This is a genomic window from Streptomyces sp. NBC_00207 (genome assembly GCF_045160965.1).
Classification (GTDB): domain Bacteria; phylum Actinomycetota; class Actinomycetes; order Streptomycetales; family Streptomycetaceae; genus Streptomyces.
The window spans coordinates 1,942,150-1,968,843 of sequence record NZ_CP130715.1; the positions used below are offsets into that span (position 1 = coordinate 1,942,150).

The following is a 26,694-nucleotide window of genomic DNA, read 5'->3' on the forward strand; positions in this document are numbered from 1 at the left end:
TTCCGTCTTACAAGAGGTGGGGGATGGGGGGTGCAGGTCGGGGGGGTGGTGGGGGTGGAGGCCCGAAGGCCTCCACCCCGTCGGATCGGGAGCGTCTGTCAGAACAGGGCGCCACCACCGTTACCGGCGTCGCCGCCGAGGCCACCGATCACGCCGCCGATGCCGCCGTCTCCGGCGTCACCGCCTGCGCCACCCTGGAGCCAGCTGAAGCCGCCGTCGCCGCCGTTGCCGCCCTTACCGCCCTTGAACCAGCCGTCACCGCCGCCGCCGCCGGCGCCACCGCCGCCGCCTTCGAGGATGCCGAAGCCGCCCTTGCCGCCCTTGCCGCCGTCGCCGCCGATGCGGCCCTCGCCGCCACCGCCACCGCCGCCGCCGCCACCGCCGACGAGGAGCCCGTCCCCACCGCCGCCGCCTTCGCCACCCTTACCACCGGTGCCCTTGACGCTGCCGCCACCGGCACCGCCGGAGCCACCGCCGCCTCCGACCAGGCCGCCGCTCCCTCCCTTACCGCCCTTTCCTCCGGCGCCTCCGTCGGTCGGGAGGAGGATGGAGTGCACGGTGTCCGGCATCGGAGCCGCAGTCGCAGCGGAGGCCGGCAGGAGGATCCCTCCGGTCACCACGGCGGCCGAGGCGATCAGCGTCGCAAGGCGGAAGCCCTTGCGGTTGGGGCGGACAGTGCTGTTGGTGTGCATCTTGCGGTTCATGACTTTCTCCTACCGAATGAAGAGGGATATTGGATTGCCCGGATTTCCGGGACGGTGCGGTGATACGGGCGAGAGGAGGAATCCCTTTGCGAGGTTTTCCGTCTGTGCCTTTCGCTTCGTTTCCTTTCCGCTCCTCAAGTAAGCCCCGGACGGCACCCCCGGGGCATGTTCCGGAATCTCGGGACTTGACACCCGCCTAAGCGCCGGGTAAAAGTCCGCGCAGCCCCGCCCCGACGGGACGGACGGCCACCGCTTGACCTCAACCGCACTTGATGTCCGAGGCTCACGGCACGGGCACCGGAGAGACCGGAGGCCCTGGTGGAGGGGTGAGTGCCATGCGTGCGACACAGGCGATCGGGTTCGGCGGTCCGGAGGTACTGGTCCCCACTGAGGTTCCCGAGCCGGTGGCCGGCCCGGGGCAGGTGCTGATCGCCGTCGCGGCCGTGGACACGATCTTCGTGGAGACCCAGGTGCGCAGCGGGTGGGGCCGCGAGTACTTCCAGGTCACCCCGCCCTACCTGCCGGGCGGCGGTATAGCCGGTACCGTCCGCGCCACAGGCGAGGGCGTGGACCCGGCGTGGAAGGGCCGCCGGGTCGTCGCCGGCATCGACGGCGGTGGCTACGCGGAGCTGGCCCTGGCGCCGGCCGAGGGCCTGGCCGTCGTACCGGACGAGGTGTCCTTCACCGACGCGGCGGCCCTGGTGCACGACGGGGTGACGGCCGCGAGGCTGCTGGAGAGCACGGCGCTGCGGTCCGGCGAGCAGGTGCTGATCCTGGGGGCCTCGGGCGGCATGGGCACCGTACTGGTCCAGCTGGCGAAGGCCGCGGGCGCCCGGGTCGTCGGCGTGGCCCGCGGCGAACACAAGACGTCCCTGGTACGGGAGTTGGGCGCGGATGCCGTCGTCGACGCGGCCCGCCCCGACTGGGTGGACCGGGCCCGCGAGGCGCTCGGCGGCGCGGGAGCGGACGTCGTACTGGACGGGGTGGGCGGCGAGGTCGGCCTGGCCGCGTTCCCGCTGGTGGCGACGGGCGGCCGGTTCTCGGCCCACGGCGCTCCGACCGGCGGCTTCGCCCCGGTGCCCGCGGCGGACGCGGAGGCCCGCGGCGTCCGCCTGCTCGGCATCGCGGACGTCCAGCTGACGACCCCGGAACGGGCCGCACTCGCGGCGCAGGCCCTGCGGGCGGCGGCCGAGGGCACCCTGCGCCCGGTGATCGGCGCCACCTTCCCCCTGGAGCGCGCGGCAGCGGCGCACGCGGCGATCGAGTCCCGGGAGCTCGTGGGCAAGACCGTGATCACCGTCTGAGGGCGGTTCCGGTGCCGGAGGCGCCCTTCACCCCTGCGGGGGACGCGGTACATGCGGCCGGGGGGCGAGGGGCAGCCTGTCCTGCGAAGGACGATGCCGACGGAGCACCGGGGGGGCAACGGTGGTGGTGCCCGCTCCCCCGTGGCCGCCCCGCCCCCTGTGCACGCACACCGGGCGCAGCCCGGCCTCCTTCGGCTCCCTCTTCTGCGCCCCGCTGGGCGAGGTCGCCGATGTGGCGGGCCTGATCGAGACGGCGTACGCGTACATGTGCGGCCTCGCCCGGCACCCCGCCCTCACCGCCTCAGGCCTGCGCGACGGGGCCGCAGACGGGGACGGCGAAGGCTGCGATGGCGGTACGAGCGTCTGCGACCAGTGCGGCGGCCGCTGGCCGGCGGCCGCCTTCGGGGCGGCGGCGCATCCGGCACGGGCACGGTGCGTGGCCTTCCTCGTACCACGGCAGGCTGACGCGCCATCAGGGTGAGGGTGAGGGCGCGGACGACTCCTGGAGGTAGGCGGCGATCATGGCGAGGTCGTTGGCGATGGTCAGTACCCCGGCGGGGTCGGTGGTCGGCGTGGAGGCGCCGGTGACGCCCGCGTAGAAGGTGTCGTAGCGGCCGCCGCCCTTGTCCAGGTAGCCGGCGATCGTGATGGCGCCGACGGCCAGCCGGTCGTTGAGGGCGTCGCCTCCGACGGCCGCGCCGGTCTTGGCGAACACCTTCCCGCGCGCGGGGCAGCTGCGGCAGTTGTCGGCCAGCAGCCCGTCGACGCCCAGGATCGGCAGGGCCTCCCGGAAGGGCCGCGCGTCGGGGGTGCGCTGCCAGTACGCCAGCATCTGCACCAGCGCCCGGGGGGTCGCACGGTCGGCGGGGTTGCCTCCCCTGCCGTCCATGAGCTGGGCCTGCTTGCGGTCGACGCCCGCCCGGTCCAGGAAGTCGGCGAGCACCGGGAAGCCGTCCTCGCACTGGTGGCTGCCGGTCGTGACGGCCATCAGGCAGATGCCGAGGTTGGCGCCGAGGTTGTGGCTGACCTTGAGGATCAGCTTGGCGTACTGGGCGTAGGGCGGGGAGGTGTACGCGGCCACCCGCGGCCGCCCCGCGTAGTCGCGCGGCAGCCGGGCGACCGGGTTGGGTCCGGCCGGGTCGGCGGTGACCCGCACGCCGGCCCGTCCGAGCGCCTCGATCAGCGCGGTGCGGCCGAAGGCGGCCGGATCGGTGATCGGTGACGTGCGCAGCAGCGGCTCGGAGTCCGCCGCGATGGTTCCGGACAGCCGGATCCGGGTGCCGCCGTCGGTGGCCGTCACCGTGACCGCGGTCGGCTTCCCGGCTGCGACGGTCTTCACGGTGGAGGTGACCTGGTACGGAGCGACCTTCGGCCGCCAGTCCAGCCGGGCGTCCGCACCGGCCTTGTCCCCGGGGGTGGTCATCAGGTCGATCAGGTTGTCGTTGATGATCAGCGGCGTCGGGGTGGGGTCGAGGACGGGGTCGGGGAGGAAGAGACGGCTGTCGACGATCACGTCGCCGTCGAGGCGGGTGATGCCGGATTCCCGGACCTGCCGGGCGAGCTGGTCGATCCCGGCGAGGGGGTTCTCGGGGGTGAGGGTCGCGCCGGGGAAGTCGTTGGCGTAGGTGTGGTCGAGGTCGGTGTACGCGACGGTGCCGTCGGGCCGCGTCCTGCCGCCCATGGTGAGGTCGCCCTGGGCGACGAGGTCGAGGTCGCCGGTGAGCGTGGCGCCGCTGCGCTCGCCGACCGCGTACAGGGGGGTCACGAAGCGGTGGTCCGCTCCGAGGGTCTGCCACGGACCCGAGACGCTGATCAGCTTGGCGGTGGACCCGGGGATGAAGAACTGCCCGGGGAACATGCTGTGCACCACGTGCCCGTCGTCCGGTTCGGTCTGCAGCAGGCCCCACTGGGCGTGGCTGTACTGCGGCTTCCGCATGATCTCCGTGATGCGCGGGTCGAGGGGGGCCTGCTCTGCGTCACCGGACGGTGACGGGGAGGGTTCCGCGGCCGCCGCAGTACCGGGGGCCATCGCCACGAAGAGCAGTGCGGCACAGGCGGCGGCGAGGCCGCGCCGCAGCGATGCGGGGCGGCCGGAGTGGATCGGACTGCTCACAGCGCGCTCCGTTCGTCGCGGCTGCCTGGTCCCCGAGGCCGTGTGAACAGGGTGGCACGGCCGGATTGGACCTGCATGTCACACCGTGTCGCAGCCCCCGGAGGGCCTCTGCGTGGCCGGATCTCGGCGGTGGGCCGCGGTGCTCCGGAGGCAGCACTGACGGGTGTTGCCGGCGGCGGGTACGGTGCGGCCATGGATTCCGCAGCAAGTTCGACCGGCGACGACGTGACGCCGAAGGCGGTGGTCAAGGACACCGCGCGCCGGCAGTTGGTGAAGCTGGGTGCCGCAGGGCTGTCCCTGGACGGCGTGGCGCGCGACTGCGGTCTCGCCCTCACCGATGTCGAGGCCGTGTTCCCGCACCGGGACGACCTGTTGACCGCACTGGTCATCGACGCCTACGACGCGTCGGGCGCCGCGATGGAGCGGGCCGACGAGGCCGCCGTCAAGTCCGGTGCCCCGGCGGGTGCACGGCTCCTCGCGGTGACGCGCGCCCTGCGGCAGTGGTCCTTCGCCAACCCCGGCGAGTTCACGCTGATCTACGGCTCCCCCGTGCCGGGCTACCAGGCCCCGCAGGACACGGTCCCGCCCGCCTCGCGCACCCCCGGGGTGCTCGCCGGCATCGTCCGGTCGGCGCTGGTGGACGGTGAACTCACCCCGCCCCGGCGGGCGGTGCCCGGCCCGCCGCTCCTCCTGCCGGCTGCTGTGGAGGCCTTCGGCGGCGTCCCCGAGGCTCCGTTCTCGGACATCATCGAGCGCGGCATCGTCCTGTGGAGCAATCTGATCGGGCTCCTGGTCTTCCAGGTCTTCAGCCGCACCCACGACAGCGTCAGCGACGAGGCCGCGTTCTTCGACTACTCCATCGCCGTGGCGGCCGAGAGCATCGGGCTCGTGGTCCCCTCGGGCGACAACACCGACTGAACCGTCCGCCGCATGCGCGGCACGCGCAGAAATCCGGGACGTGAACACCACCAGAACCCTCTGCTTCGTCATAGCAGCGCTGTCGTCGTACGCGGCGCTCGTCTACCGGCTGTGCCAGGCACGGCGCAGTTGGAGGGACAGCGCCTACCGCACGCTGATCGCCACTCTGCTGCTCCAGTGCCTCACCTTCACCATGGGCGCCTTCGCCATGGGCGGCAAGAGCCTCCTGGGCGTCGGCAACCTCGCCATTCTCATCATGCACCTGGCAGCGGTCGCCTTCTGCGTCAGCGCGCAGATCATCCTGCTCCGGTGGGCGGCCGCGGACGAGGCGACGGTGCGCAGGACGCGCTACTGGCTGGTCTCCGGCATCACCCTCGACGTGCTGCTGACGGCCCTGTTCTTCCTCGCCGACGGCCCCGGCCGGCCCACCTCGGACTTCGACGGCACCGGCGAGCCGCTGATGCTCACGTACCTCCTGGTCTTCATCGTCTCCCAGGCGGTTCCGTGCGTCACCATCTACCGGCAGTGCGGCCCCTATGCCCGGATGACCGACAACGCCACGCTGCGGCAGGCCCTGCGGCTGCTCTCGGTGGCGTCGGTGGTCCTCTTCCTCTACTGCGCGGCGCGGACGGTCAACATCCTCACGGCGGCGGGCGGGGTCGACATCGGCGCCTGGAAGGTCGCCGCTTCCGTCTTCAGTGCGGCGGGCATCGTGCTGCTCTCGCTGAGCCTGACGAACTCCTCCTGGGGTCCGTCGGCCACCCGGCTCCTGGAGTGGTCCCGGACCTACCGGACCTACCGGGCGCTGTACCCGCTCTGGCGGGACCTGTACGAGGCCTCCCCGGACATCGCCCTGGAGCCGCCCGGCGCCTCAGTCTCGGACCTCGACTACCGGCTCCACCGGCGGGTCGTCGAAATACGCGACGGATGGCGGGACTTGCGCCCGTACATCGACCGTACGGCCGGCGGGCCGGACGGGGCCGGCGGGCCGGGCAGGGAGGCGAGCGAGGAGCTGCGGCAGGCTTTCACGGAGGCGGCGCAGATCAAGCAGGCCCTGCTCGCCAAGCGGACCGGCACGGTCCCCCACGACAGCAAGGACGCGGGCGACTTCGACGACCGCGACACGGACAACTTCAGTGCGGAAGTGGCCTGGCTCACCCAAGTCGCAGCCGCCTACAGTAAACTCGGCACCGCGAGTTGAGAGCTCCCGCCCGGTTTGCATCCCCCGTCAAACCGGGCGGGCAGCAACCCCGTCTCCCCCGACTTCACGTCGGGCCGGACGGGTGACTCCCGCCCGGACTGGCCCGGCCCATCCCCCGAGGGCCGGGCCAGTCCGATGTCGCCGGCAGTCGACTCTGTGAAGCCCCCGTGAGTCGACTTAGCTGACAGCTAACGGCGAGACCCCAACGGTGGCGGATTCCAGGCCAATTGTCAACTGACTGCTAATCTGTGAGACTGACAGATAGCCAAGGGCTATGCCGAGGAGGTGACGGGAGGAAGATTCACCATGACCGGGACGGAAAGCGGGTCCGATGACCGGCCCCTGCTCGCAGTGCGCCTCGACGACCTGTTCAAGACGGTTCGCCCCAAGGGCAGACACTGGACCAACGCCGAGGTGGCGGAGGAGCTGAAGCGCGCCAGCCCCGAACTCAAGGTCGGGGGCGTCTATCTGTCCCAGTTGCGGACGGGCAAGCGCTCCAACCCCTCACCCGACCTCCTCGCAGCCCTGGCCCGGTTCTTCGGCGTCTCGGTCGCCTACTTCTTCGACGACAAGGTCGCCGAGTCGGTGCTCAGCCAGATCGCCGCCATCGAGGCGCTGCGCCAGTCCGGGGTCCGCGCGGTGGCGATGCGCGCGGCCGGGATGAAGAAGGAGAATCTCCAGGCCATCACGGCCATCATGGACCAGTACCGGCAGATGCAGGGCCTGCCGCCCGTCACCGACACCTCCTCACCCGAATGAAGGGCGCCTGGAAGGAGCGGTCGGCCGACCAGGACCGCCGCAGCCAGCTCAAGAAGCTCCGGAAGGCCGGCGCCCGGCGCCTCGCCGAACTCGGCCTCCCCGAGGTGACCGACGTCGCCGAACTGTGCCGCCACCTCGGCGAGGCGCGCGACCGTCCGATCACGCTCGTCCCGATGCAGATGCCCTCCACGCATCCGTGCGGCATGTGGGTCGCCGCACGCGACGAGGACCTCATCTTCTACGACGCCAACACGACCAGCGCGCATCAGGAGCACATCATCTTGCACGAGCTGGGCCACATCATCTGCTGCCATCGAGGGGCAGGCGGGCTGGACGAGGCAGCCGCCCGACTCCTCTTCCCCAACCTCGACCCCCAACTCGTGCGGGACATGCTCCTGCGCGCGACCTACGACGACGTCCAGGAGCAGGAGGCGGAGATCATCGCCTATCTGCTCTCCCAGCGGATGGCGGGCGCCGAGCAACGGCACGGCGCGCCCCCCGCGGCGGACGCGGAAGAGACCGGGGATCCCGGACAGAGCGCCATGCTCAGCCGGATCGAACGCACCCTGATCTGAGGGGAGTCGCTCAGTGCCCGGTGGAGGCCACCTCCTCGGCCAGGACCGAGACGGCACGCCTGATGTCGTCCTCGCGGTGCTCGCTGGTGAGGAAGAAGCGCAGCCTCGACAGCCCGTCCTCCACGGCGGGGTGCACGATCGGATCCGCGATGATCCCGCGGTCGAACAGCCCGCCCGCGACGCGCAGGGTCCGCGCCGAGTCACCGAGGATGCACGGCACGATCGGGGTGTCGGCACTGGAGCCGGTGGCCAGGCCGGCCGAGGCGGCCAGGCCGAGGAAGAGCCGGGCGTTGCGCCGCAGCGCCCGGACCCGGTGCGGCTCCGCCGCGATCAGCTCGGTCGCGGCCAGGGCCGCGGCCGCGTTGGCCGGGGTCAGCCCGACGCTGTAGACGAAACCCGGCAGCGTGTGGCGCAGCCAGCGCACCATCCGCGCCGAGCCCCCGAGATAACCGCCGCAACTGGCGAAGGCCTTGGAGAGGGTGCCCATCCACAGGTCCACGTCGGACCGCTCGACGCCGAAGAACTCGCCCACGCCCCGGCCGTGTTCGCCGACCGTGCCGATGCTGTGCGCCTCGTCCACCATCAGCAGCGCGCCGTAACGCTTCTTCAGCTCGATCACGGCGGGCAGGTCGACGAGGTCGCCGTCCATGCTGTAGGCGCCCTCGACCGCGATCAACACCCTCCGGAACCGCGACCGGTTGAGCCGCAGCATGTGTTCCAGCTGACCGATGTCGTTGTGGGCGAACGGCCGCCGCGCCGCCCCGGACAGGGCGCAGCCCTGCAGGATGCTGTCGTGGGCGAGCGCATCGTGCACCACGAGGTCCTGCGCGCCGACGAGGTGCCCTATCGCGGTGACGTTGGTGGCGTGGCCGCTCACCAGGGTCAGACAGTCCCCGACGCCGAGGAACTCGGCGAGCGCCCGCTCCAGCCGGACCATCAGCTCGCGTTCACCCGACAGCACCCGGCTCGCGGAGACCGAGGTCCCGTACCGGTCGACCGCCCGGTGCGCGGCCTCGTTGACCGCCGGATGTCCGGAGATCCCCAGGTAGTTGTAGCTCCCGAAGGACAGGTACGGACGCCCCCCGATCACCGTGGTGTCGCGGATGTTGCCCTCGTGGACCCGGAAGTACGGGTACTGCGCACCGCTGTCCGCGATCGCGCCCAGGCGTTCCTCGAACCGGCCCACCTCAGGGAAGTCGTCGACGCTCGCCGTCCCGGCGCCCCATTCCGGGAGCGCCTCCCGGGGCGGCGGCTGCGCGGGAGGGGCCGGCTCGGCGCGGTCAGGATCGACCAGTGCGATCAGCCGGCCGACGGTCAGGTCGGGCGAGAACAGCTCTTCGGCGCGGAAGCCGGGCACGCGCCTGCCGATGCCGACCTCCAGCTCCTGCAGCATCAGGGAGTCGAAGCCGAGATCGGTCACCAGGGTCATCCGCTCGCTCAGGTCGGAGAGCGGGAAGACTCCGGTCCGCGACACCTCTTCGAGGACGACGGCCGCGGCGGACGGTCCGTCGGGCCGCGGCGGGGCCACGGGCGGGACCTCGAGCGGAACCGCGGGCGCCGCCCCGGGCGGGGCCGCCGGTCCGGCCCGGTCCGGCAGCTCGCGTGCCGACTCGTCCACGACCCAGTGCCGGCGCGGGGCGAGCGGACTCGGCGGGAGTGTGCACGGGGGCACGCGCTCGGTCAACGGACGGGGTCCCGGGCGGGCCTCCCCTCCCGGGCCGGCCTCCCCTCCCGGGCCGGGTTCTCCGGTACGGCCCGCCTCGACGGCCTCGGCCGCCGTGGTCAGCCGGGCGACGGCGTCGGCGGCGTCCTGCACCACGACGTCGAGACGTTCCGTGAGCGGCGCCCGGCGGGCCAGGGTGTCCGCCACCGCGTCCAGCGGCGGCCGGTCCTCGGTGAGGGTGTGCGCCAGTTCCCGGGCGTAGCGGGCCAGCCCGGCCCGGTCGCGAGCGCTGAGGACCAGGTGGTGCGGTCCCCCGGACGGTGCCGGGCGGGCCGGCGCGGCGCACTCCTCGACCACCACGTGCACGCCCGTGCCTCCGAAGCCGAAGGCGCTCACCCCCGCCCGGCGCGGCCGGCCGTCCTCCGGCCAGGGGACCGGCTCCGTGGCCACGGTCAGCCGCGCGGCGTCCAGCGCGGAGCGGTCGGCCAGGTCGAACTCCGGCTGCGGCGGTATCACGCCCCGCTGCACGGCCAGGACGGACTTGATGAGCCCGGCCATCCCCGCGGAGTTGAGCGAGTGGCCGATCACCGCCTTCACCGCCCCGAGGTGGGCGGGTGCGGCCCGCTCACCGCGCAGTTCGCGCAGGACGTCGAGCTCGACGGGGTCACCGACGGTCGTGCCGGTGCCGTGCGCCTCCAGGTAGCCCACCGCGTCCGGGGGCAGGTCCGCGTCCCGGTACGCGCGGCGCAGGGCCCGGAGCTGACCCGCCGCACGGGGGTACATGCCACCGTGCACGGTCCCGTCGTTGGCCGTCCCGACACCCCGGATCACCGCGTAGACCCGGTCGGCCGCCGCCAGGGCGTCGGCCAGGGGCCGCAGCACCAGGACCCCGGCTCCCTCGCCGAGGACGAAGCCGTCGGCCCGCGCGCCGAAGGGCAGGCACCTGCCGCTGCGCGAGAGGGCGCCGATCCGGCACAGGCCCACCAGCAGGTCGGGGGCGAGTATCAGCTGGGCGCCGCCCGCGAGTGCGATGCGGGACCGGCCCGCGCGCAGGGCGTGCACAGCGTTGGCCACGGCCATGAGTCCACCCGAGCACGCCGAGTCCAGCGCGTAGCTCTCGCCGTGCAGGTCGAAGACCGAACTGATGGTGTTCGGGCCCATGTTGAGCAGCAGTCCGGCCACCGACGTGCCGTGCAGTCCGTCGACCGCGCGGACGGTCTCCGGCCACCGGGGGTCGGCCGCCCGCGCCCCGAACTCGCCGCCGGTCAGCTGCCGCATCCGGATCTGCATGGTGCTGAGCTCGCGGTAGCCGCTCTCGGTGAGCGCCGTGATGACCGAGGTCTCCTCGCGGTCGAAGCCGTCGGCTTCCCACCCCGCGTCCTGGATCGCCTCGCGGGCGAGGTCGATCAGAAGCCGGTGCTGGGGGTCCATCGCCCTGGCCCGCCGCGGCGGGATGCCGTAGTGCGCCGCGTCGAAGTGGCCCACGTCCGGCAGCAGCGCCATGGTGTCCGTGTAGGCCGACGAGGTGTCACGGAGGCTGTCGCCGAGGAAGGCGGCCATGCGCCAGCGCGACTCCGGGATGGTCGAGAACTGGGTCCGGGGTGCCGTCAGCAGCCGCCAGTACTGGTTCACATCGCGTGCTCCGGGGAACCTGCACGCCATCCCCACGACAGCGATGTCGTCGCGCCGCACGCCCCTTGGGTCCACGGTGGGATCCGTCCCTCTCGCAGCTCTCACCCGGTGACCGCCAGGCGCTCGCGCCACCAGTCCACGGTCTCCTTGACCTGCTGGTCGACGGGGGTGGCCCGGACCGTGAACGCCGCCTCGTAGGCACCCGAATCGACGGTGAACGGGCGGTCGAACTGGTAGCGGATCTCTTTCAGTTCGCGGATCAGCGGGGAGAAGAGCGCGGCCGCGCCCAGCGCGGCCGGCGGGATCCGGCGCACCGCGACCGGCCCCGTGCCCGCCTCGGCGGCCAGGCGGCCGGCCATCTCCCGGACCGACAGCGCGGGCTCCGTCGGAACGTGCCACGGCCGGCCCCAGGCCCGCTCCTCGCCCGCGACCTCGGCCAGGGCCCGGGCCACGTCGGGGAGATAGGTCCAGCTGTGCGGGGCGTCCGGGTCTCCGAGGGTGGAGACCGCCTTGCCCCTCAGCAGGGGTGGCAGGACCCGTCCGGCCAGGTGGCCGCCGTCGGTGACACCGGGTCCGAAGAAGTCCGAGGCCCGTACCTCGACCGCCCTGACCCGGCCCTGCTCGTGCAGCGTCCGTGCCCGCTCCCACACGGCAGCGCGCACCCGCCCCTTGGTGCCGGTGGCGGCGAGCGGGAGGTCCTCGGTCAGGGGACCGTCCACCGGGCCGTAGCCGTAGAGGTTCCCCAGCAGCACCAGGACGGCCCCGGTCGCCTCGGCCGCGGCCAGGGCCGACGAGGCCAGGGGCGGCCAGTCGCGCGCCCAGTGGTGGTAGGCGGGCGCGGCGCAGTGGTGGATCGCGGCGGCGCCCCGCGCGGTCTCGGTCAGCCGCGCGCTGTCGGTCGCGTCGAACGCGAAGTGCTGGATTCCGGGTTCCGGGCTTCTGCCCGACTTGGTGACCACCCTTACGGAATGGCCCTGTTCGGCCAGAAGCCGAGCGGTGGCGGCGCCTGCAGGCCCGAAACCAATGACGACATGAGAGCTCACATACGCACACTAGCGCGAGCCGCCCGCGCCACAGGGGCCACCGCGGCTTCCTCCCCGCCATCCGGACGGACAGGGCTGATAGTCGCCTGCGGACTGCCGGATTACGACGTTCCGCCGGTATGAATATTCCGGTTCGCCGGTATCGGTCACGCGGGCGCGGCACCATGGCTGCTCTCAGTGGGCGGGGCACGCGGGGGGCACATGAGGTTCACGGCGTACGAGCGCGCGCTCGTCGTGGCGGGGCGCATCGCCCGGGACCGGAGGCTCCCGCGACGGGGAGAGCTGTCCACCCGCGGCACCCGGTGGATCGCGTCGCGCATCGACGCCTACACGGACCGGCACGAGGGCCTGCCCCCGCGTCGGCACCGGGAGCTCCTCGAACTCGAAGGATTCCTCGGCGGGCTGGGCATCGCGGACTCGAGGGCCCCGGGGAACGCCGGGGGCTCCTGGGTACACGCGATGCTGATCAGGATCACCGGCCAGCCCCCGGAGCGGGGGGAGCTGCCGACCAGTGACCGTCATATCGCCCGGCTCTACGAGCTGCTGGGCCGCGAGTACGTGCGCTGCGCCGACTGGCCGACCGCCGCCGAGTGCTTCAGCGGCGCGGCGCTCTACTGGCGGCACGTTCCCCGCCACATGCGCCGTACGTACGCCCAGGTGGTCGTCTTCACCATGAGAGCGGGAGACCACGCCGCCGCCCTGGACGGTCTGGAGCTCATCCAAGGCGCGACCCACGGCCCCTCCGCCGCCTTCCACCGGATCGCGGCCCGGATCCTGGACCCCGCGCCCGGGCTCGGCGCCGATGCGGCCGACGGCATCGACCGGGTGCGCAAGCTGGGGATCATCCCCTACACCTACCTCGTCTCCTGCCTCGCGGAGCGGCTCTCCGCCGACGAACAGCCGGAACGGGCCCTGGGCCTCCTCACCACGGCCCGCGCCCGGCTCACCGCGGACCGGGCCGACGACTGGCTGGTCGGGGAGCTGGAACAGACGGCCGCGGTCATCTGGACCGCGCTGGAACGGTACGAGGAGGCCCTCGGCCTGGCCCTGGCCGCCTGGGCGAAGCTGGACGCGCAGCGGTACCGGGCGTGCTCGCACACCCAACGGCTCTCCCTCTGGAAGAACTTCGGGCCCACCCGGCGCGCGGCACTCGTCTCGGCCGTCGCCCTGGGGGACGAACGGACGGTCGCCGAGCTGATCGAGTCGTGCAGACTGCAGTCCCTGCTCGGCGCCGCCGTCGAGATCGATGACGACGAGAAGCTCGCCGAGAGCGGGTTCGAGGTCAGTACCGGCCCCGCGGACGCCGGGACGGACGACCCGGACGGCGAGGACAGCGGGAGGGCCGTCGCGCCCGACCCGGCCGCGGAGGGCGGGCCCGCCGCGGCCGGCGGCAGAGACCTGGTCGTGTCGTCGGCCGTCTTCACCGCGTACAACGACGCCCTGAACTCGACGCTCCTGCACTTTCCGGAGCCCGTCTCCTACCAGGGCACGGCCCTCCTCCTGCCCCACTACCGCAGCGCCCTGCCGCCGGAGGAGGCGCAGGACCTCGCGGCACGGCCCCTGGACGACGCGCTGCCCGAAGGCGTCTTCTGGTCGACCCACATCGAGGACGGTCTCCTCTTCTGGTTCGTCTTACGGGACGGACGGCCCGCCGGGTACGGCGCGCAGGACCTCCGGGAGTTCGACCGGATCAAGCCGGTCCTGCTGGGCCTGGCCGGGCATTCCCAGTCCTCCGAGCGCAAGACGTGGAGCCTGTTCCCGTACAGGCGCGGCCCCGGGGACTTCTACGAGCCGTTCACCCAGCTGAGGAGCTGGCGGTCGGCGGAGGAGCAGATCATCACCCGCACGATCGGGCAGCTCCTGCCGCCGCCCCTCGTCGACGCGCTGCACCGGGCCGGCCTGGACCAGCCGCTCCGGCTCACGATCTCCGCGGCCCGCGAACTGACCTGTGTGCCCTGGGCGATCATGATGGTCCCCGGTACGGAGGAGCGGCTGATCGAGAAGGCTGTCCTGCGGATGTGGACCTCCACACCGACCCAGCTCAAGCGCGCGTCACGCGACTCCCGGCTGCCACCCGGCTCGCCCGTGCCGTTCCTGCTGGCCTGCGACAACCCGGACGGGTCGCTGCGCGAGCGGACCGCCGATTCCGTGGTGAACGAGGCGTCCGTGCTCCTGAGCGCCTCCGGGCCCGACGGCCCCGGGACCAAGGACGTCCTGCTGGCGGCCCTGCACAAGATCGGCCCCGCCACCCACGGGGTCTTCTTCTACCGCGGTCACGCGGAACACGACAGCGACCCGGCCTGGTCGGCCCTGCCCCTGGCCGGGGAGACGTACGTTCAGTCGGGCGAGCTCTTCGGGACGTTCGACGACGGCACGCCCTTCCTGCCGATGCCCACGCGGGTGATCCTGTCGTGCTGTTCCAGCTCCACCGCGTCGGCCCTCGGCGGCGAAGGCATGGGACTCGCGGCGGGCGCGATCCACTCCGGCGCCGACCAGGTGATCGCCACCTCGCTCGACATCCGCGACGCCTCCTTCACCGAGGTCTTCGAGGACCTCCTCGTCCGGGGGATGCTCGACGGGCAGCGGGCCGGCGATCACGCGGACCTGCTGCGGCAGTTGCAGCTGCGGATGCTCACCGAATGGAAGGTCTTCTCGGTGCGCGGGGAGGACCTCGACGGCGAGGAGATCCGCGATCCCCACCCCATCATCTGGGCCTCGTTCCAGGCGTACTGAACAACCGAAAGGACCTCCACCATGATTGCCGTCGCCATGCCGTCGGACATCGCCGATCTACTGGTGGCAGAGGGGCTGGCCATCCGGCCTGGGGGCCGGGGCAGCACGGCCGAGATCACCCTCGTGGGCATCCAGGCCCTCTCCGCCACCATCAGCCTCCTCCAGGGGCCCGACACCTTCCTCCGGCTCACGGAGCTCGTCCGCACCCGCTTCGGGCGGTCCCCGGAGGCGGGGGGCGCGGTCGAGATCAGGGCCCACGGCGCCAAGGTGACCCTGGAGATCCCGGCCGGCGCGGACGCCCTGACCGTCGCCCGCCGGATCCAGGAACTCCTGGTCGGCGACGACGAGTAGCCGCTCCCGGACGCCGGCGGCGTCCTGGACGCCCCGAACGGCGGCGCCCAGGACGCGTGGGCGGGCTCACAACTCCTCCCCCAGCGGCAGCCGGTGGATGCCCGGCAGGTACTCGTCGAGTTCCCCCGGGGTGAACCGGGACATCCCCACGACGTGCCAGAACTCACCGGCCACGTCGCCCTCGTACTTGTAGCCGCCGGACGGGGTCAGCGCCGCCCAGCCGCCCGTCATGCCCATCAGCGTCGCGCGCAGCGACGGCGGGCCGGCGTCCGCCGGAAGGTTCCAGAGCCGTACGGTGCCGTCCTCGGCGCCGCTCGCCAGCGTCGTGCCGTCCGGGGAGAAGGCGAGGGAGAGCACCCTGCCGGTGTGGCCGACGAGATCGGTGACGTGCTCGCCCGTGTCCGCGTTCCACAGGCACACCGACCGGTCGTCGCCGCCGACCGCCAGCAGCGGGCGGCTCGGGTGGGCGGCCACGGCCCACAGCCGGCCGCCGCGGCCGCGCAGGCGCGGACCCGCCTCCCCGTCCCGCCAGACGATGGCGCTGCCGTCCCAGCTCGCACTGGCCAGCCAGGCGCTCCCCGGCCCGTACGCGACGCCGTACACCCGGTCCGCGTGCCCGCGGCTCCCGCCGAGTTCCTCCACGAGCCGGCCGCTCCTGGCGTCCCACACCCGCACGACGCTGTCGTCGCAGCCGGTGGCCAGGACGTCGGCGTCCGGGCGGAAGGCGATGGAGCGGACCCGGCCCCGGTGCCCGGTCAGGTTCGACACGGGGGAACCGGTGGGGCGGAACCAGACGCGCACGGAGTCGTCGTCGTTGGCGGTGGCGAGCAGGGTGCCGTTGGCGTTGAAGGCCTCCGCCCAGACGTGCTCGGTCTCGGCGTCGAGCTCCCTCAGGTATTCGCCGCGCGCCGGGTCCCACAGGTACATGTCCCCGTCGTTGCTGGCCGTGGCCAGGAGGGGCTCGACGGGGCTGAACGCCGCCGAGACCAGCCGGTCCCCTCGGCCGGAGAGCTCGTCCGTACGCCGTCCCGTGCGGGTCTCCCAGAGCCGTACGACTCCGTCGTTGCCGGCCGTCGCCAGCTGCGCGCCGTCCGCGCTGAAGGCCACGCCGCTGATCCGGCGGCCGTGGCCGCGCAGGATGCGCTTGCCCTGGCCGGTGGCGGAATCCCAGATCTGCGCGCCGCCGTCGTTGCCGACGGTGAGCAGCTGGCTGTCGCCGGGCCGGAAGGCGCACGCCCAGGCGGTGCCCCGGTGTTCGGCCGGCTGCTGGGGGTGGAGGGCGATCGTGTAGCCGTGCGGCCGCCCGGTGGTGACCGTCCACAGGCGGACCGCGCCGTTGCTGTCGCAGGCGGCGAGGAGCTTGCCCTCGTCGCCGAACAGCACCTGGTAGACGGCGCCCGTGCCCCGTTCGAGGGTTCCGGCTGGGGTGCCGACGACGGGGTCCCAGAGCCGTACCTGGCCGTCGGTGCATCCGCTGGCCAGGAGGTTGCCCTCGGGGTGGAAGTCGAGGACGTACACGCGGCCGGTGTGTCCGGTGAACTCGTGCAGCAGCCGTGCGTCGGCCGTCCGCCAGATCCGCACGGTGCCGCCGCGCCCGCCCTCGCCCCGGTCGGCGGTCGCGAAGAGCGTGCCGTCCGGGCTGAACCGGGCGCGGTAGACGGCACCTTGATGGCCCTCTATCTCCCGGACGCAGTGCCCGGTGGCCAGGTCCCAGAGGCGTACTTTGGCGGTCGCGTCGCCGGTGAGCAGGATGCCGCCCGGGCCGTAGACCGCGGTGTAGACGGGCGCGGTGTGGCCGGGCAGCCGGTGCACGGGCCGGCCCGTCGCCACGTCCCACACCGTGACCAGGCCCTCGCGGTCGCCCGTGGCGAGCAGGGTGCCGGCCGCGTCGAACGAGACCGGCCACACCCCGTCGGGGTGGACCGTCAGGCTGTGCCGGCACGCTCCGGTCACCGGGTCCCAGAGTCGCACCGCGCCGTCGGAGCCGCCGGTGGCGATCACGTCGGGCCGGAACTTCACGGCGTACACCCGTCCTTCGTGCCCCTGGAGGGTGCGCACCGCCCGGCCGTCGTCGGCGCCGCAGACCAGGATGGAGCCGTCCTCGCTGCCGACGGCGAGGAGTTCGCCGTCGGTGCTGTACGCGATGGGCTCGGGGAGGCGGCTGGTGCGCATGCCGAAGCCGTACGGGACGCCGACCGCCGAGGGCCGGAACCCGGCGTCCACCGGCATCCCGGGGGCGATCGAGGCGGTCCTGAGCTCGGGGGCCGAGCGCACCGCCTCGTCCATGGTCACGTCGATGAGCGCGGCCCGGTGCCAGCGGCTGCCGGCCAGTACGGCGCCCCGCAGATCGGCCCGGGTCAGCCGGGCCCGGCTCAGGTTCGCGCCGGTCAGGTCGGCGCCGCTCAGGTCGGCCCGGTCGAGGCGGGCGCCGGTCAGCCGGGTGCCCCGCAGCCGGGCGCCCGAGAGGTTGGCGCCGACCAGCCGGGTGTCCGTCAGATCGGCGTCGCCGAGGTCGACTCCGGAGAAGTCGCGGTGCGAGAGGTCCTCACCGGCCAGTCGGGCGCCCCGCAGGTCGGCGTTGGCGGGCACCCGGAGCCGGTCGCTGATCCGGACGGCGTTGGCGCGGGCGGCGTCGTTGATCCCGCGCCCTGCCGGGTCGAGGGCGTCGCGCACCCATCGGGCGCACCGTTCGTGGTCGGCGAGGTCGCAGAAGAACTCGACGGCGAGCTGGCTGAACGGGCGGGCGTGGAGCAGGGTGTGCTGGCCCCGGGCCAGCTGGCGTGCGGCCTCGCGTGCCACCAGCCATTCGATGACGGAGCCGTGGATGAACTGGAACACCCCGTCGTCGCTGCGCACCAGCAGGCTGCCCGCGCCGACGGCCTGGGCCCGTTCGGACGGGGTGAGCGGGGATTCGGTGAGCTCGCTGAGGGTGGTGGCCACGGTTTCGGTGAGCTCGTCGAGCCGCAGGGCGCTGCGGCCGCTCTCCCACAGCCGCCAGGCCAGCGCGGTCACCGCGGCCCACAGCTCGTCGACGGTGAGTCCGGGCGGGGCGCCGGGGCCTCCCTGGCCGCGGAGTTCCTCGTAGCCGAGCCAGGAGGTGAACACGTCCTCGTAGAGCCGGGCGGGGCTGAGCGCGCGGCCCGCTCCGGCGACCGCCCGCAGCTGGTCCTGGCTCAGGTCGGCGACGAAGGAGAGCAGCCGGGGGTTGCGGCAGAGCATGAGCAGGTCGGGGATGTTGCGCAGGAGCTGGAAACGCTGGTCGGCCGCGCGCTCGTCGCCGTAGCTGCGGACCAGGTAGGAGCGGATCTGGGCCGGGGTGAAGCCCTCGACGGAGAGGATGCGGCGCTGCGGCAGCAGGCCGACGCGCTCGCCGAGCGCGGTGAGGACCTGGGCGTGCGACTTGAAGTGCTGGGTGCGGCTGCTGACCACGATCTTGGCGTTGTCCACGGCGGCGTCGAGGAGGACCTGGAGGTGGTCGGCGGCCCGGTCGTAGCTGACCCGGTGGACCAGTTCGTCGAATCCGTCGAAGAGCAGGACGACGCGGCCCTGGGCGAGCATGTAGCGCAGGGCCCGCAGGTCGATGGTGTCGACGTCGTGTCCGGCCAGGTGTGCGGCGACCAGGCCCTCGAGGCTGTGCGCACGGTCGAGGGTGTTGAGCGGGATCAGCAGCGGGGTCAGGTGGGGGAGGTGTTCGGGGATGCGCCGGGCCAGCTCGCGCAGGGCGAAGGTCTTGCCGTGTCCGAAGTCGCCGAGGAGCAGGACGAAGCGGCCGTGGTCGGACTCCAGCAGCTCCAGCAGCTCCTCGACGAGTCCGTCACGTTCCTGTCCGGCACGGTCCTGGCCGTCGCCGCGGTCGGCGTCGCGGTAGCGCTGGGGGAGGTAGAGGCCCGGGGCGTACTGTTCGCTCGCGGCGAGCCGGGCGGTCTGGGCGGCGACGTAGCCGCGCAGGTCGAGAAGGCCCTGGAACTCGATGAAACTGCGCACCCGGACCCGGACGCCGTGGCCGGCGGCCCGCTGCCGCAGCCCGCTGGCGGGGGCGTCGCCCGCGTACACCAGGACGGCCTCGGAACCGGTGTCGGTCGCGTGCACCTGGGCGATGAAGCGGTCGATCTCGTCCTCGGTGGGGGTGCCGGGGTGGACGGCGATGCGCTGCTGCTGCACCACGCCGTCCTCCGGCTCCTGCCAGGTGGCCATGATCTGCGCGATGTCGGCCGGTTCGCGGCGCGGGACGTCGCGCAGCCGTACGCCCTCCCTGCGCACCCGGCAGATCTCCTTCACCCGCTCGATGAGGGAGGCGGCCGGGTCCTCCAGGGGGGCCCTGCCCTGCGGGTGCTCGACGGTGATGACGGCGGGCAGGTCGGGGACGGGGAAGACGCGGCGGGTCTGCCTCCAGTCGCCGGGGAAGTACTCGGCCTCGGCCGTGATCCGGTCGTCCCAGCGGGTGACCCCGTCCGCGGTGACCCGGAGGAGCTGGAAGCGGGCGGGGGCGGCGGAGCCGAACAGCGGCAGTTCGCCGGCGGCGCCGGGCAGCTGGGTGCGGCTGGGGACGCCGGTGAGGGTGCGCGGGCCGCCGGTCGGGCCGTGCAGCAGCAGGTGCAGCCGCGGGGCGGCCAGCCTGGCGAGGGTGTCGGCGTCCCGCAGACCGCCGGGGCCGCCGATCGCGTCGCCGGGGCGGCGGCCGTCGGTGAGCGGGTGGCGGAGCGCGCCGATGCGCAGCCAGCCCTCCTCTTCGTAGCGGCGCATGGCCTCGGCGAACCAGGCGGCCTGGTCGCGGCCGATGTACCCGTACTGCTCCTCGGGGCGGTGGCTGTAGGCCATGGAGGAGTTGAAGCCGGCGACGACCGTGCTCAGTTCCGGCACGGGGAAGAGGGTCCAGGGCTGATCGCTGTCGAAGACGGTGTCCAGGCCCTGGTAGAGGCCGCGGAAGAGCCGGGTGTAGTGGCGCCACTTGGGCCAGTACGGCGGCTGCGGCGCGACCTCGTCGGCCTCGCAGGTGTGGAAGTAGGCCTGGGACGCGGCCTGGTTCACGTCCTGGGCGCCCGGCACCACCATCACGCGCTGCGGGGACAGGTCGAGCTGGGACCGCAGGGTGGTCAGGAAGCTGAGGGCCTGGTCGCACTCGCGCGGGCTGCCGGACGCGGTGAGGTCCCCGGTCACCACCATCAGGTCGGGGGCGGGCGCGCCCGCGTCCCTGAGCATGATCAGGTCGCCGCGGATCTGCCGGCTGAGCGAGTCGGGCTCACGGCCGCGCCCGAAGTCCGGTCCGGCCAGGTGCAGGACGGTCACGGCGTCCTGGGCCCGGCCGCCGCCGGCCGCGGAGTCCTGCGGGTAGAGCGGCGCCCGGGCCGGCCGCCTGCGCCCGGCCCAGCCGGGGCCGGCGAGTGCGCTCGGCTGCGGCTGGGCCGGGTTCGGCTGCTCCGGGTGGCGGACGGGGACGGGGCCGCTGCCCGGATAGCCGGGCCGCCGGCCCGGGCGGGCGTGTCCGTCGACGGCCTGCTCGACCCGGGTCAGCAGCAGGGAGCGGGCGGCGTCGATGTCGGCCACGCCCACCAGGTCGACGTAGGTGATGGTGGCGAGCAGTCCCTCGATCGGCATCTCGTCGACCCGCACGGTCAGCAGCCGTCGTTCGGGGGACTCGGGCGATGCGCGGAGCGCGGCCTGCCATTCCATGCGCCCGTAGGTGGAGCGTTCGTAATGGCGGGACAGTACGGCGATCACGGCCCGGGATTCGCTGACGCCGCGGTCCATGAAGTCTATGAAATTGGTTCCCGGTACGAAGTCCCAGGCCTGCACGACCGTGCGGTAGCCGGCTTCCTCCAGGGTCCAGGCGATCCAGGCCGCCCACGGCTCGTCGGCCGGGGAGTAGCTGATGAAGAAGTCGAATTCTCTTGCGGGAGCGCCGAATTGCCCATCCGTCATCATGAGAACCATGGTAGGAGTTACCCCGCCCGAGCGGGCCTGTCCGAATCCATCCGGGCCGCCTGACGGCCGACCGCGCGTACGTGCGAATCTGTTCGACGTGTCTCTCCTCAAGCGGCTGCATCCACTGGACTGGCTGGCCGGCGGCCTGCTCGCCCTCGGTGTGCTCTGCGTCACCACGGGTCTGCTGCCCACCGAGCCCGCCGGCGAGGTGATGGGGCGCATCGGTCCGCTGCTGGTGTTCCTCGCCACGGTCATCGTCCTCGCCGAGCTGACCGGCAAGGCGCAGGTCTTCGACGTGGTCGCCACCTGGGTGGCGCGCGCCGGGCGCGGCAGCTACCCCCTGCTGTTCGTCCTGTGCGTGCTGTTCGCGTCGGTCACCACCATCACCCTCAACCTGGACACCACGGCGGTGCTGCTGACGCCGGTGATGCTGGCGCTGGCGACCCGGGTGGGCATCGCGGCCGTACCGCTGGCGATGACCACGGTCTGGCTGGCCAATACGGCGAGCCTGCTGCTGCCCGTGTCGAACCTGACGAACCTGCTGGCCGCGGACCGGGTCGCCCTGGCTCCGTCGGAGATGGCGGCCACCATGTGGGCCCCGCAGCTGGCCTCCATCGCGGTCACGATGGCCTGCCTGTGGGGCTTCTACTGGCGCCTGGGGCGCCGCGGCGCGCTCCGCTACGAGCCGCCGTCGGCGCCGCGCCCGGCGGACCGGGTCCTGTTCCGGGTGTGCGCGGTGGCGTGCACCGGCTTCCTGCTGGCGATCCTCGCCGACGTGCCGCTGTGGTCGGCGTCGATGACGGCCGCCCTGATCGTGGTGGTGGCCTTCGCGGTGCGCGGCAGGGAGGCGCTGCGCCTCTCCCTGGTCCCCTGGCGGCTGCTCGTCCTCGTTCCGGGGATGTTCCTGGTCGTGGAGACGGTCAACGCGCACGGCCTGCACGAGATCCTGGCGACGGCGATGGGGTCCGACAACGGCGTCGTCGGGATGCTGAGGTCCGCGGCGGTCGGGGCGGGCTTCTCCAACGCGCTGAACAACCTGCCGGCCTACATGGCGGGCGAGGCGGCCATTCCCGAGGCCAACCACCACCAGCTCCTCGCGCAGCTGATAGGCGTCAACGTGGGCCCGGTCGTCACCCCGTGGGCCTCCCTGGCCACGCTGCTGTGGTTCGAGCGGTGCCGCTGGCACGGCACGCGGATCGGGCTGGGCCGCTTCCTCGGTACGGGGCTGGTCCTGGCGGTGACGGGCACGCTGGCGGCGACGCTGGCGCTGGCCGCCACCACGTGAGCCACGTCCGGCGCGGCCACGGGCCCGGGCCGGGTCCCGCCACGCGCCGGGCACGCCACGCGTGGGGCCAAGCCATGTGTGGGGTCACGCCACGCACCCGGTCACGCCGCGCATGGAGTCACGCCATGTGCCGGGTCGCCTCGCCGACCTCCCGCAGCAGGTAGGCGAGGGTCTCGCCGCGCGCCGCCACGTAGCTGCGCCCGCTGTCGTCCCCGGCGAAACCGGGCCGGAACCCCGCCCCGGACAGCGTGCGCAGCTCCACCCCCGCCTCGGCCGCGAGCAGCGCCCCGGTCGGCAGGTCCACGCCCTCGGCCCGGTAGCCGACGAAGGCGTCGATCGTGCCGCGTGCCAGCAGGCTCCAGCCGAGCAGCGGCGCCCACAGCTGCAGCACGCGCCGGCAGCGCAGTTCGAGCACGGCCCGCAGCGCCACCGCCATCGGGTCACCGCGCTCCACGGCGTACCCCTGCGTCCAGGCGACGACGGGTCCGGGGCGCGGCAGCGCGGGGTCGGGGCCGGGCAGTGGACCGGAGGCGCCGTGGGCCCCGTGCCCCCTGACCGCGTGCCAGGTCTCCCCGGTGACGGGCTCGTGCACCACGCCCATCACCGGGGCGCCGCCCAGGCACAGCCCGATGCCCACCACGTACGCGGGCAGCCCGATCGCGACGTTGTTGCTGCCGTCCAGCGGGTCGACCAGCCAGGTGCGCTCGCCCGCGGCGTCGAGGAGCCCGGCCTCCTCGGACAGGATCCGGTCGTGCGGAAAGTGGCGCTGGATCCGGCCCAGCACCAGCCGCTCGGAGGCGAGGTCGAGGTCGACCTGCACGTCCCCGGACTCGCCCTTCGTCCGCAGGCAGTACGCCGTACCGAAGCGCCGGCGCAGCAGGCCGCCCGCCTCCTCCGCCGCGGCGACGGCGACCCGCTTCTCGCGGTCGAAATCAGGCCCGCTGTTCGGCATCGATCCTCCTGAGGACGGTGTGGACGCTGCGTACGGTCTGCGCGGTGTCGCACAGCCGGCGGGTCGTACGGCGCGGGCGGCCGTCGAGCGGGCCGAGCGAGAGGTCGGCCTCCCCGGGGACCGAGAACCCGTGCACCAAGGTGGCGGCGGGTTCCGGGCCCTCCAGGGCGGTGGCGTGGAACTCGCCCGCGGCCAGGGTGTAGGTCTCCCCGCCGGAGCTGACCTGGGCGGGCCCGGGCTCGCTGCGCACCAGCAGGTCGGTGGGGCGGATCTCGTCCACGCCGTCGCTCCCGCTGTGCACCTCGAAGACGCGGTGGGTCGCGCCCTCTTCGCCGTCGCCCACCGCGGTCGTCCGTACGGGAAGGTTGGCCACCCGCCCGTACAGCACACGGCTGCGCAGTTCCCAGCTGTGGGCGTGCATGGGCGACGCGTCCGGCTCGGGGCGGTTGCCGGCGTCGAAGAGATGGACGCAGATCCCGCGCGGGCCCTCTCTCAGCAGCGGCAGGCAGAGGAATCCGAGTGGATGCCGAACGGCACGCAACTCCCTTTCACCGGAGGCGATCTGCTCCAGGGTGACAAGGGTCCTTTCCAGCTCGCGGTCCATGGCACGCGCCGCAGCGCATCACCTCCTGTAGGGGTCCTCCGCGTGCAGCGCCTTCTCGATGATCTTGCCGATGTCGCTGTCGGTGAACACGCGGGGCAGCGGAAGCCGCAGGTCGTCGAAGAGCGTGCGCACCTCGTCGACCGTCGGCTCCTGGCCGAGCGGCGACGCGACGCGCAGGTCGAGCACGGTCGCCTGCTCGCGGCTCTGGTGCAGCTCGGTGACGTAGTAGTCGTAGAGCGGCTGGCCCCGCTCCACGAGCAGGTTCACCCGGGACTGGTCGTCCTGGGTGATGACGAGGCAGGTCTCGGACAGGTCGAAGCGCAGGGTCGGCACAGCGGACGACAGGTGCACGCTGATCTCGAGCGTCGTCAGCTGCCGCTGGTACCAGCAGGCGGCGAGGACGGTGGCGTACGACTCCCGGCGGACCCGGTCGGTGGTCCACAGGTCGTCTCCGCGACGCTGCACGCCGAACATCTGGCGGAAGCGGGCGTACGCGGCGCAGGCCCGCTCGTCGGCCGGGTTCACGATGTCGATCTTCACGTTGAGCTGCGAGCGCTGCTCCTTCGCCGCGCGCACGCACAGCGGCAGGGTGACGGCCCGCAGGTAGGTTCCCGTACCGCCCTTGAAATACCAGAGGTTGGTGTGCTGCCGGGCCTTGCGCAGCGCCTCGCCGACCTCGTTGCCCGACAGCGAGCGCACCATGGCGAGGTCTTCCAGGGCCCGGCGGGTCCCGCTCATCGCCTCCTGGATGCTCGCGGGCCGGCGCACCCGCTCCACGATCGACCCGGTCGCGAGCAGACCGAGGACGACCAGGGTGGCGCCGGAGGCCACGTCGTCGCTGACGACGTCACCGAAGATGTCCAGGAAACCGACCGCCATCGCGACCAACAGGGCGACGACGACATCGGCATTGCGCAGCACCCAGGCCACGAAGCGTTCCAGCCGCCCGACATGCGCCGCCATCCACGCACCCCCCTCCCCCACGCGTGCCCCCGATGGTAGGAGATGCTCCGGCGGCGCCACCAGAGCGCACGGGGGAGGGACGGGGCACGGCCGGGGCACGGGACGGGTGCGGACGCCCGTTACGATCTCCCCTCGTGATCAACAAGGGGGAATGGATGTCGAACGCCGACCGTGCCGTGCTGGGCCCGCTGGGGCCGAACGATCCGCAGGAGATAGCCGGTTACCGGCTGCTCGCCAAGATCGGCGAAGGCGGCATGGGCTCCGTCTACTTCTCCCGGACCCGGGGGAACCAGCCGGTCGCACTGAAGGTCATCCGTCGCGAGTTCGCCCAGGAGCAGGACTTCCGGGCCCGGTTCGAGCACGAGGTGCAGGCGGCCCGCCGCGTGCAGGGCTACCACATCGTGCCGGTCCTCGACCACGACACCAGTGGCGAACAGCCTTGGCTGGCAACGGCGTTCGTACCGGGTCTGCCGCTCGACGAGGCACTCGCCTCCCACGGGACGCTGCCGCTGCCCGCCGTGTTCCAGCTGATCGGCTGCACCGCGCAGGCGCTGCACTCCGTACACGCCGCCTCGGTGGTGCACCGCGACCTCAAGCCCAGCAACATCCTGCTCGGTTCGAACGGCCCCTGGGTGATCGACTTCGGGATCGCGCGGGCCACCGACACCACCCAGCTGACCCGCAGCGGCGGGTTCATCGGAACCCCGCAGTACATGTCGCCCGAGCACGCTCTCGGCAAGCAGGTCACCCCGGCCACCGACGTCTTCGCGCTGGGGCTGATCGCCGCCGTCGTGGCCACGGGCCGCCACCCCTACGGCGACGGCGGGGGCATCTCGATCGCCGCCTCGATAGCCAACACCCCGCAGCAGGCGCCGGACCTCAGTGGTTACCCGGACGCGCTGCGGCCGCTGCTGGAGCAGTGCCTGGCCGCCGATGCCGCGCAGCGGCCGCTGCCCGCGGAGATCGCCGAGTGGTGCCGGAAGTCGGCGGGCCGGGAGCTGCGCGATTTCACGGACTGGCTGCCCGCTCCGGTCACCGCGGAGATCGCGCGGCGCGAGCAGCTGGCGCAGACGCCCCCGCAGCCGGCGTACACGCCGACCCACGCCCCCGAGCCGGCCCGGCCGGCGTACGCACCCACGCAGGCCCCCGAGCCGGTCCGGCCCGCGTACGCCCCCGCGCAGGCCTCCGCACCGGTCCACCCGGCGTACGCGCCGACGCAGGGCCCGACGGGCGGCCCGCACTCCCCCGTGTACGGCGCCCCCACCGCCGCTGCCTACGCCGCGCCCGCCGGCCCGGCGGCCCCCGCCTCCGCGGCCCCGGCCGGCAAGGGCCGCAGCCGCGTCCCCCTGATCGTCGGCGCGGGGGTCCTGGCGGTGGCGCTGATCGCGGGCGGTACCTGGTACCTCACGCGTGAGGACGGCGACGCCGGCAAGGCGACCGCGAGCGGCGACAAGCAGAAGACGGCGGAGCAGCCGAAGGACGCGGCCCCGGCGGCACAGTCCAGCGGCTCCCCGGCCGCGCCCCAGTCCTCGGCCCCGGCCTACACCGCGGTCTTCAAGGACAAGCCGCTGAAGCTGCTGGCGGGCCGGGAGTTCGGGCAGCAGTACGACGTCGACCTGGACTTCCCCAAGGTGGCTCCGTTCGGGGAGATCGGCTGGAAGGACCGGGAACTGGGGATGGGCTTCAACGACATCCAGAGCGGGACCCCGTTCGGCAAGAGCAAGGGCCCCACCCCCGAGCAGTGCGAGACCGCGGCGGCCACCAACCCGATCCCCGAGAAGCTGCCGAGCTCGGACCTCTCCGGCGCGGACAGTGCCATCGTCCAGGGCGACCTGCTGTGCACGGTCACGTCCAAGGGCAACCTGGCCATGGTCAAGATCGTCACGATCGAGTCGTCGCCCAGCAAGCAGTACACCATCCCGACGTACCTCACCGAAGTGACGCTCTGGAAGCGCCAGTCCTAGACGTCCCG

Annotated in this window: 18 protein-coding genes; 10 read left to right on the forward strand and 8 right to left on the reverse strand. The window is 73.1% G+C overall.

What is annotated here, in order from left to right:
* Nucleotides 1-98: 98 nt before the first annotated feature.
* A complete protein-coding gene (locus OG472_RS09400; protein ID WP_405828961.1) occupies nucleotides 99-704 on the reverse strand; it encodes a hypothetical protein in 606 nt (201 codons plus the stop codon).
* Nucleotides 705-1,039: 335 nt separating this feature from the next.
* Between OG472_RS09400 and OG472_RS09405 the strand changes: the two genes are divergently transcribed.
* Together OG472_RS09405 and OG472_RS09410 are read left to right on the forward strand one after the other, a co-directional pair.
* Nucleotides 1,040-2,008 carry a zinc-binding dehydrogenase gene (locus OG472_RS09405; protein ID WP_405828963.1) on the forward strand — a complete coding sequence of 323 codons (969 nt, stop codon included), beginning with the start codon at nucleotides 1,040-1,042 and terminating at the stop codon, nucleotides 2,006-2,008.
* A 127-nt stretch (nucleotides 2,009-2,135) separates the two neighbouring features.
* Nucleotides 2,136-2,489 carry a hypothetical protein gene (locus tag OG472_RS09410; RefSeq protein WP_405828965.1) on the forward strand — a complete coding sequence of 118 codons (354 nt, stop codon included), beginning with the start codon at nucleotides 2,136-2,138 and terminating at the stop codon, nucleotides 2,487-2,489.
* Here the strand turns inward: OG472_RS09410 and dacB are convergent.
* Nucleotides 2,481-4,121 carry a D-alanyl-D-alanine carboxypeptidase/D-alanyl-D-alanine-endopeptidase gene (gene dacB, locus OG472_RS09415; RefSeq protein WP_405828966.1) on the reverse strand — a complete coding sequence of 547 codons (1,641 nt, stop codon included), beginning with the start codon at nucleotides 4,119-4,121 and terminating at the stop codon, nucleotides 2,481-2,483. The two genes, OG472_RS09410 and dacB, sit on opposite strands and share 9 nt — an antisense overlap.
* A gap of 192 nt (nucleotides 4,122-4,313) precedes the next feature.
* Between dacB and OG472_RS09420 the strand changes: the two genes are divergently transcribed.
* The 4 genes from OG472_RS09420 to OG472_RS09435 all read left to right on the forward strand — a co-directional run bounded on the left by OG472_RS09420 (nucleotide 4,314) and on the right by OG472_RS09435 (nucleotide 7,574).
* Complete coding sequence (locus OG472_RS09420) at nucleotides 4,314-5,039, forward strand: TetR-like C-terminal domain-containing protein (RefSeq protein WP_401614093.1); 726 nt, start codon at nucleotides 4,314-4,316, stop codon at nucleotides 5,037-5,039.
* A gap of 40 nt (nucleotides 5,040-5,079) precedes the next feature.
* Nucleotides 5,080-6,240, forward strand: coding sequence for an MAB_1171c family putative transporter (locus OG472_RS09425; RefSeq protein ID WP_405828968.1), 1,161 nt, complete (start codon nucleotides 5,080-5,082; stop codon nucleotides 6,238-6,240).
* A 306-nt stretch (nucleotides 6,241-6,546) separates the two neighbouring features.
* Nucleotides 6,547-6,999: a helix-turn-helix domain-containing protein gene (locus OG472_RS09430; protein WP_401614096.1), complete on the forward strand. Its 453-nt coding sequence runs from the start codon at nucleotides 6,547-6,549 to the stop codon at nucleotides 6,997-6,999.
* Complete coding sequence (locus OG472_RS09435; protein WP_405828970.1) at nucleotides 6,996-7,574, forward strand: toxin; 579 nt, start codon at nucleotides 6,996-6,998, stop codon at nucleotides 7,572-7,574. The genes OG472_RS09430 and OG472_RS09435 overlap by 4 nt, the downstream gene beginning before the upstream one ends.
* A 10-nt stretch (nucleotides 7,575-7,584) precedes the next feature.
* Here OG472_RS09435 and OG472_RS09440 read toward each other — a convergent pair whose 3' ends face one another.
* On the reverse strand, nucleotides 7,585-10,899 hold the full coding sequence (locus OG472_RS09440; protein WP_405943160.1) for an aminotransferase class I/II-fold pyridoxal phosphate-dependent enzyme: 3,315 nt from the start codon (nucleotides 10,897-10,899) through the stop codon (nucleotides 7,585-7,587).
* A 71-nt stretch (nucleotides 10,900-10,970) separates the two neighbouring features.
* Nucleotides 10,971-11,912, reverse strand: a complete 942-nt coding sequence (locus OG472_RS09445) for an NAD-dependent epimerase/dehydratase family protein (RefSeq protein ID WP_405828972.1) — start codon at nucleotides 11,910-11,912, stop codon at nucleotides 10,971-10,973.
* Nucleotides 11,913-12,113: 201 nt separating this feature from the next.
* Between OG472_RS09445 and OG472_RS09450 the strand changes: the two genes are divergently transcribed.
* A complete protein-coding gene (locus tag OG472_RS09450; RefSeq protein ID WP_405941312.1) occupies nucleotides 12,114-14,645 on the forward strand; it encodes a CHAT domain-containing protein in 2,532 nt (843 codons plus the stop codon).
* A gap of 21 nt (nucleotides 14,646-14,666) precedes the next feature.
* Nucleotides 14,667-14,996 carry a hypothetical protein gene (locus OG472_RS09455; protein ID WP_401614104.1) on the forward strand — a complete coding sequence of 110 codons (330 nt, stop codon included), beginning with the start codon at nucleotides 14,667-14,669 and terminating at the stop codon, nucleotides 14,994-14,996.
* Nucleotides 14,997-15,062: 66 nt separating this feature from the next.
* Here the strand turns inward: OG472_RS09455 and OG472_RS09460 are convergent, their stop codons facing one another.
* Nucleotides 15,063-20,915: a TIR domain-containing protein gene (locus OG472_RS09460; RefSeq protein WP_405943161.1), complete on the reverse strand. Its 5,853-nt coding sequence runs from the start codon at nucleotides 20,913-20,915 to the stop codon at nucleotides 15,063-15,065.
* A 127-nt stretch (nucleotides 20,916-21,042) separates the two neighbouring features.
* On the opposite strand from OG472_RS09460, the gene OG472_RS09465 reads away from it, so the two are divergent.
* Entirely contained in the window at nucleotides 21,043-22,203 is a 1,161-nt protein-coding gene (locus OG472_RS09465) for an SLC13 family permease (RefSeq protein ID WP_401614136.1), read from the forward strand.
* 118 nt (nucleotides 22,204-22,321) lie between these two features.
* Here the strand turns inward: OG472_RS09465 and OG472_RS09470 are convergent, their stop codons facing one another.
* The 3 genes from OG472_RS09470 to OG472_RS09480 are packed head-to-tail and all read right to left on the reverse strand — an operon-like array spanning nucleotide 22,322 to nucleotide 24,722.
* Nucleotides 22,322-23,155 (reverse strand): inositol monophosphatase family protein, encoded by an 834-nt coding sequence (locus OG472_RS09470; protein ID WP_405941313.1) that lies wholly within the window; start codon nucleotides 23,153-23,155, stop codon nucleotides 22,322-22,324.
* Complete coding sequence (locus OG472_RS09475; RefSeq protein ID WP_401614108.1) at nucleotides 23,136-23,759, reverse strand: hypothetical protein; 624 nt, start codon at nucleotides 23,757-23,759, stop codon at nucleotides 23,136-23,138. The genes OG472_RS09470 and OG472_RS09475 overlap by 20 nt, the downstream gene beginning before the upstream one ends.
* A gap of 18 nt (nucleotides 23,760-23,777) precedes the next feature.
* A complete protein-coding gene (locus OG472_RS09480) occupies nucleotides 23,778-24,722 on the reverse strand; it encodes a hypothetical protein (RefSeq protein ID WP_383574517.1) in 945 nt (314 codons plus the stop codon).
* A 134-nt stretch (nucleotides 24,723-24,856) separates the two neighbouring features.
* On the opposite strand from OG472_RS09480, the gene OG472_RS09485 reads away from it, so the two are divergent.
* Entirely contained in the window at nucleotides 24,857-26,686 is a 1,830-nt protein-coding gene (locus OG472_RS09485; protein WP_405828977.1) for a serine/threonine protein kinase, read from the forward strand.
* The last annotated feature ends 8 nt before the right edge of the window (nucleotides 26,687-26,694 follow it).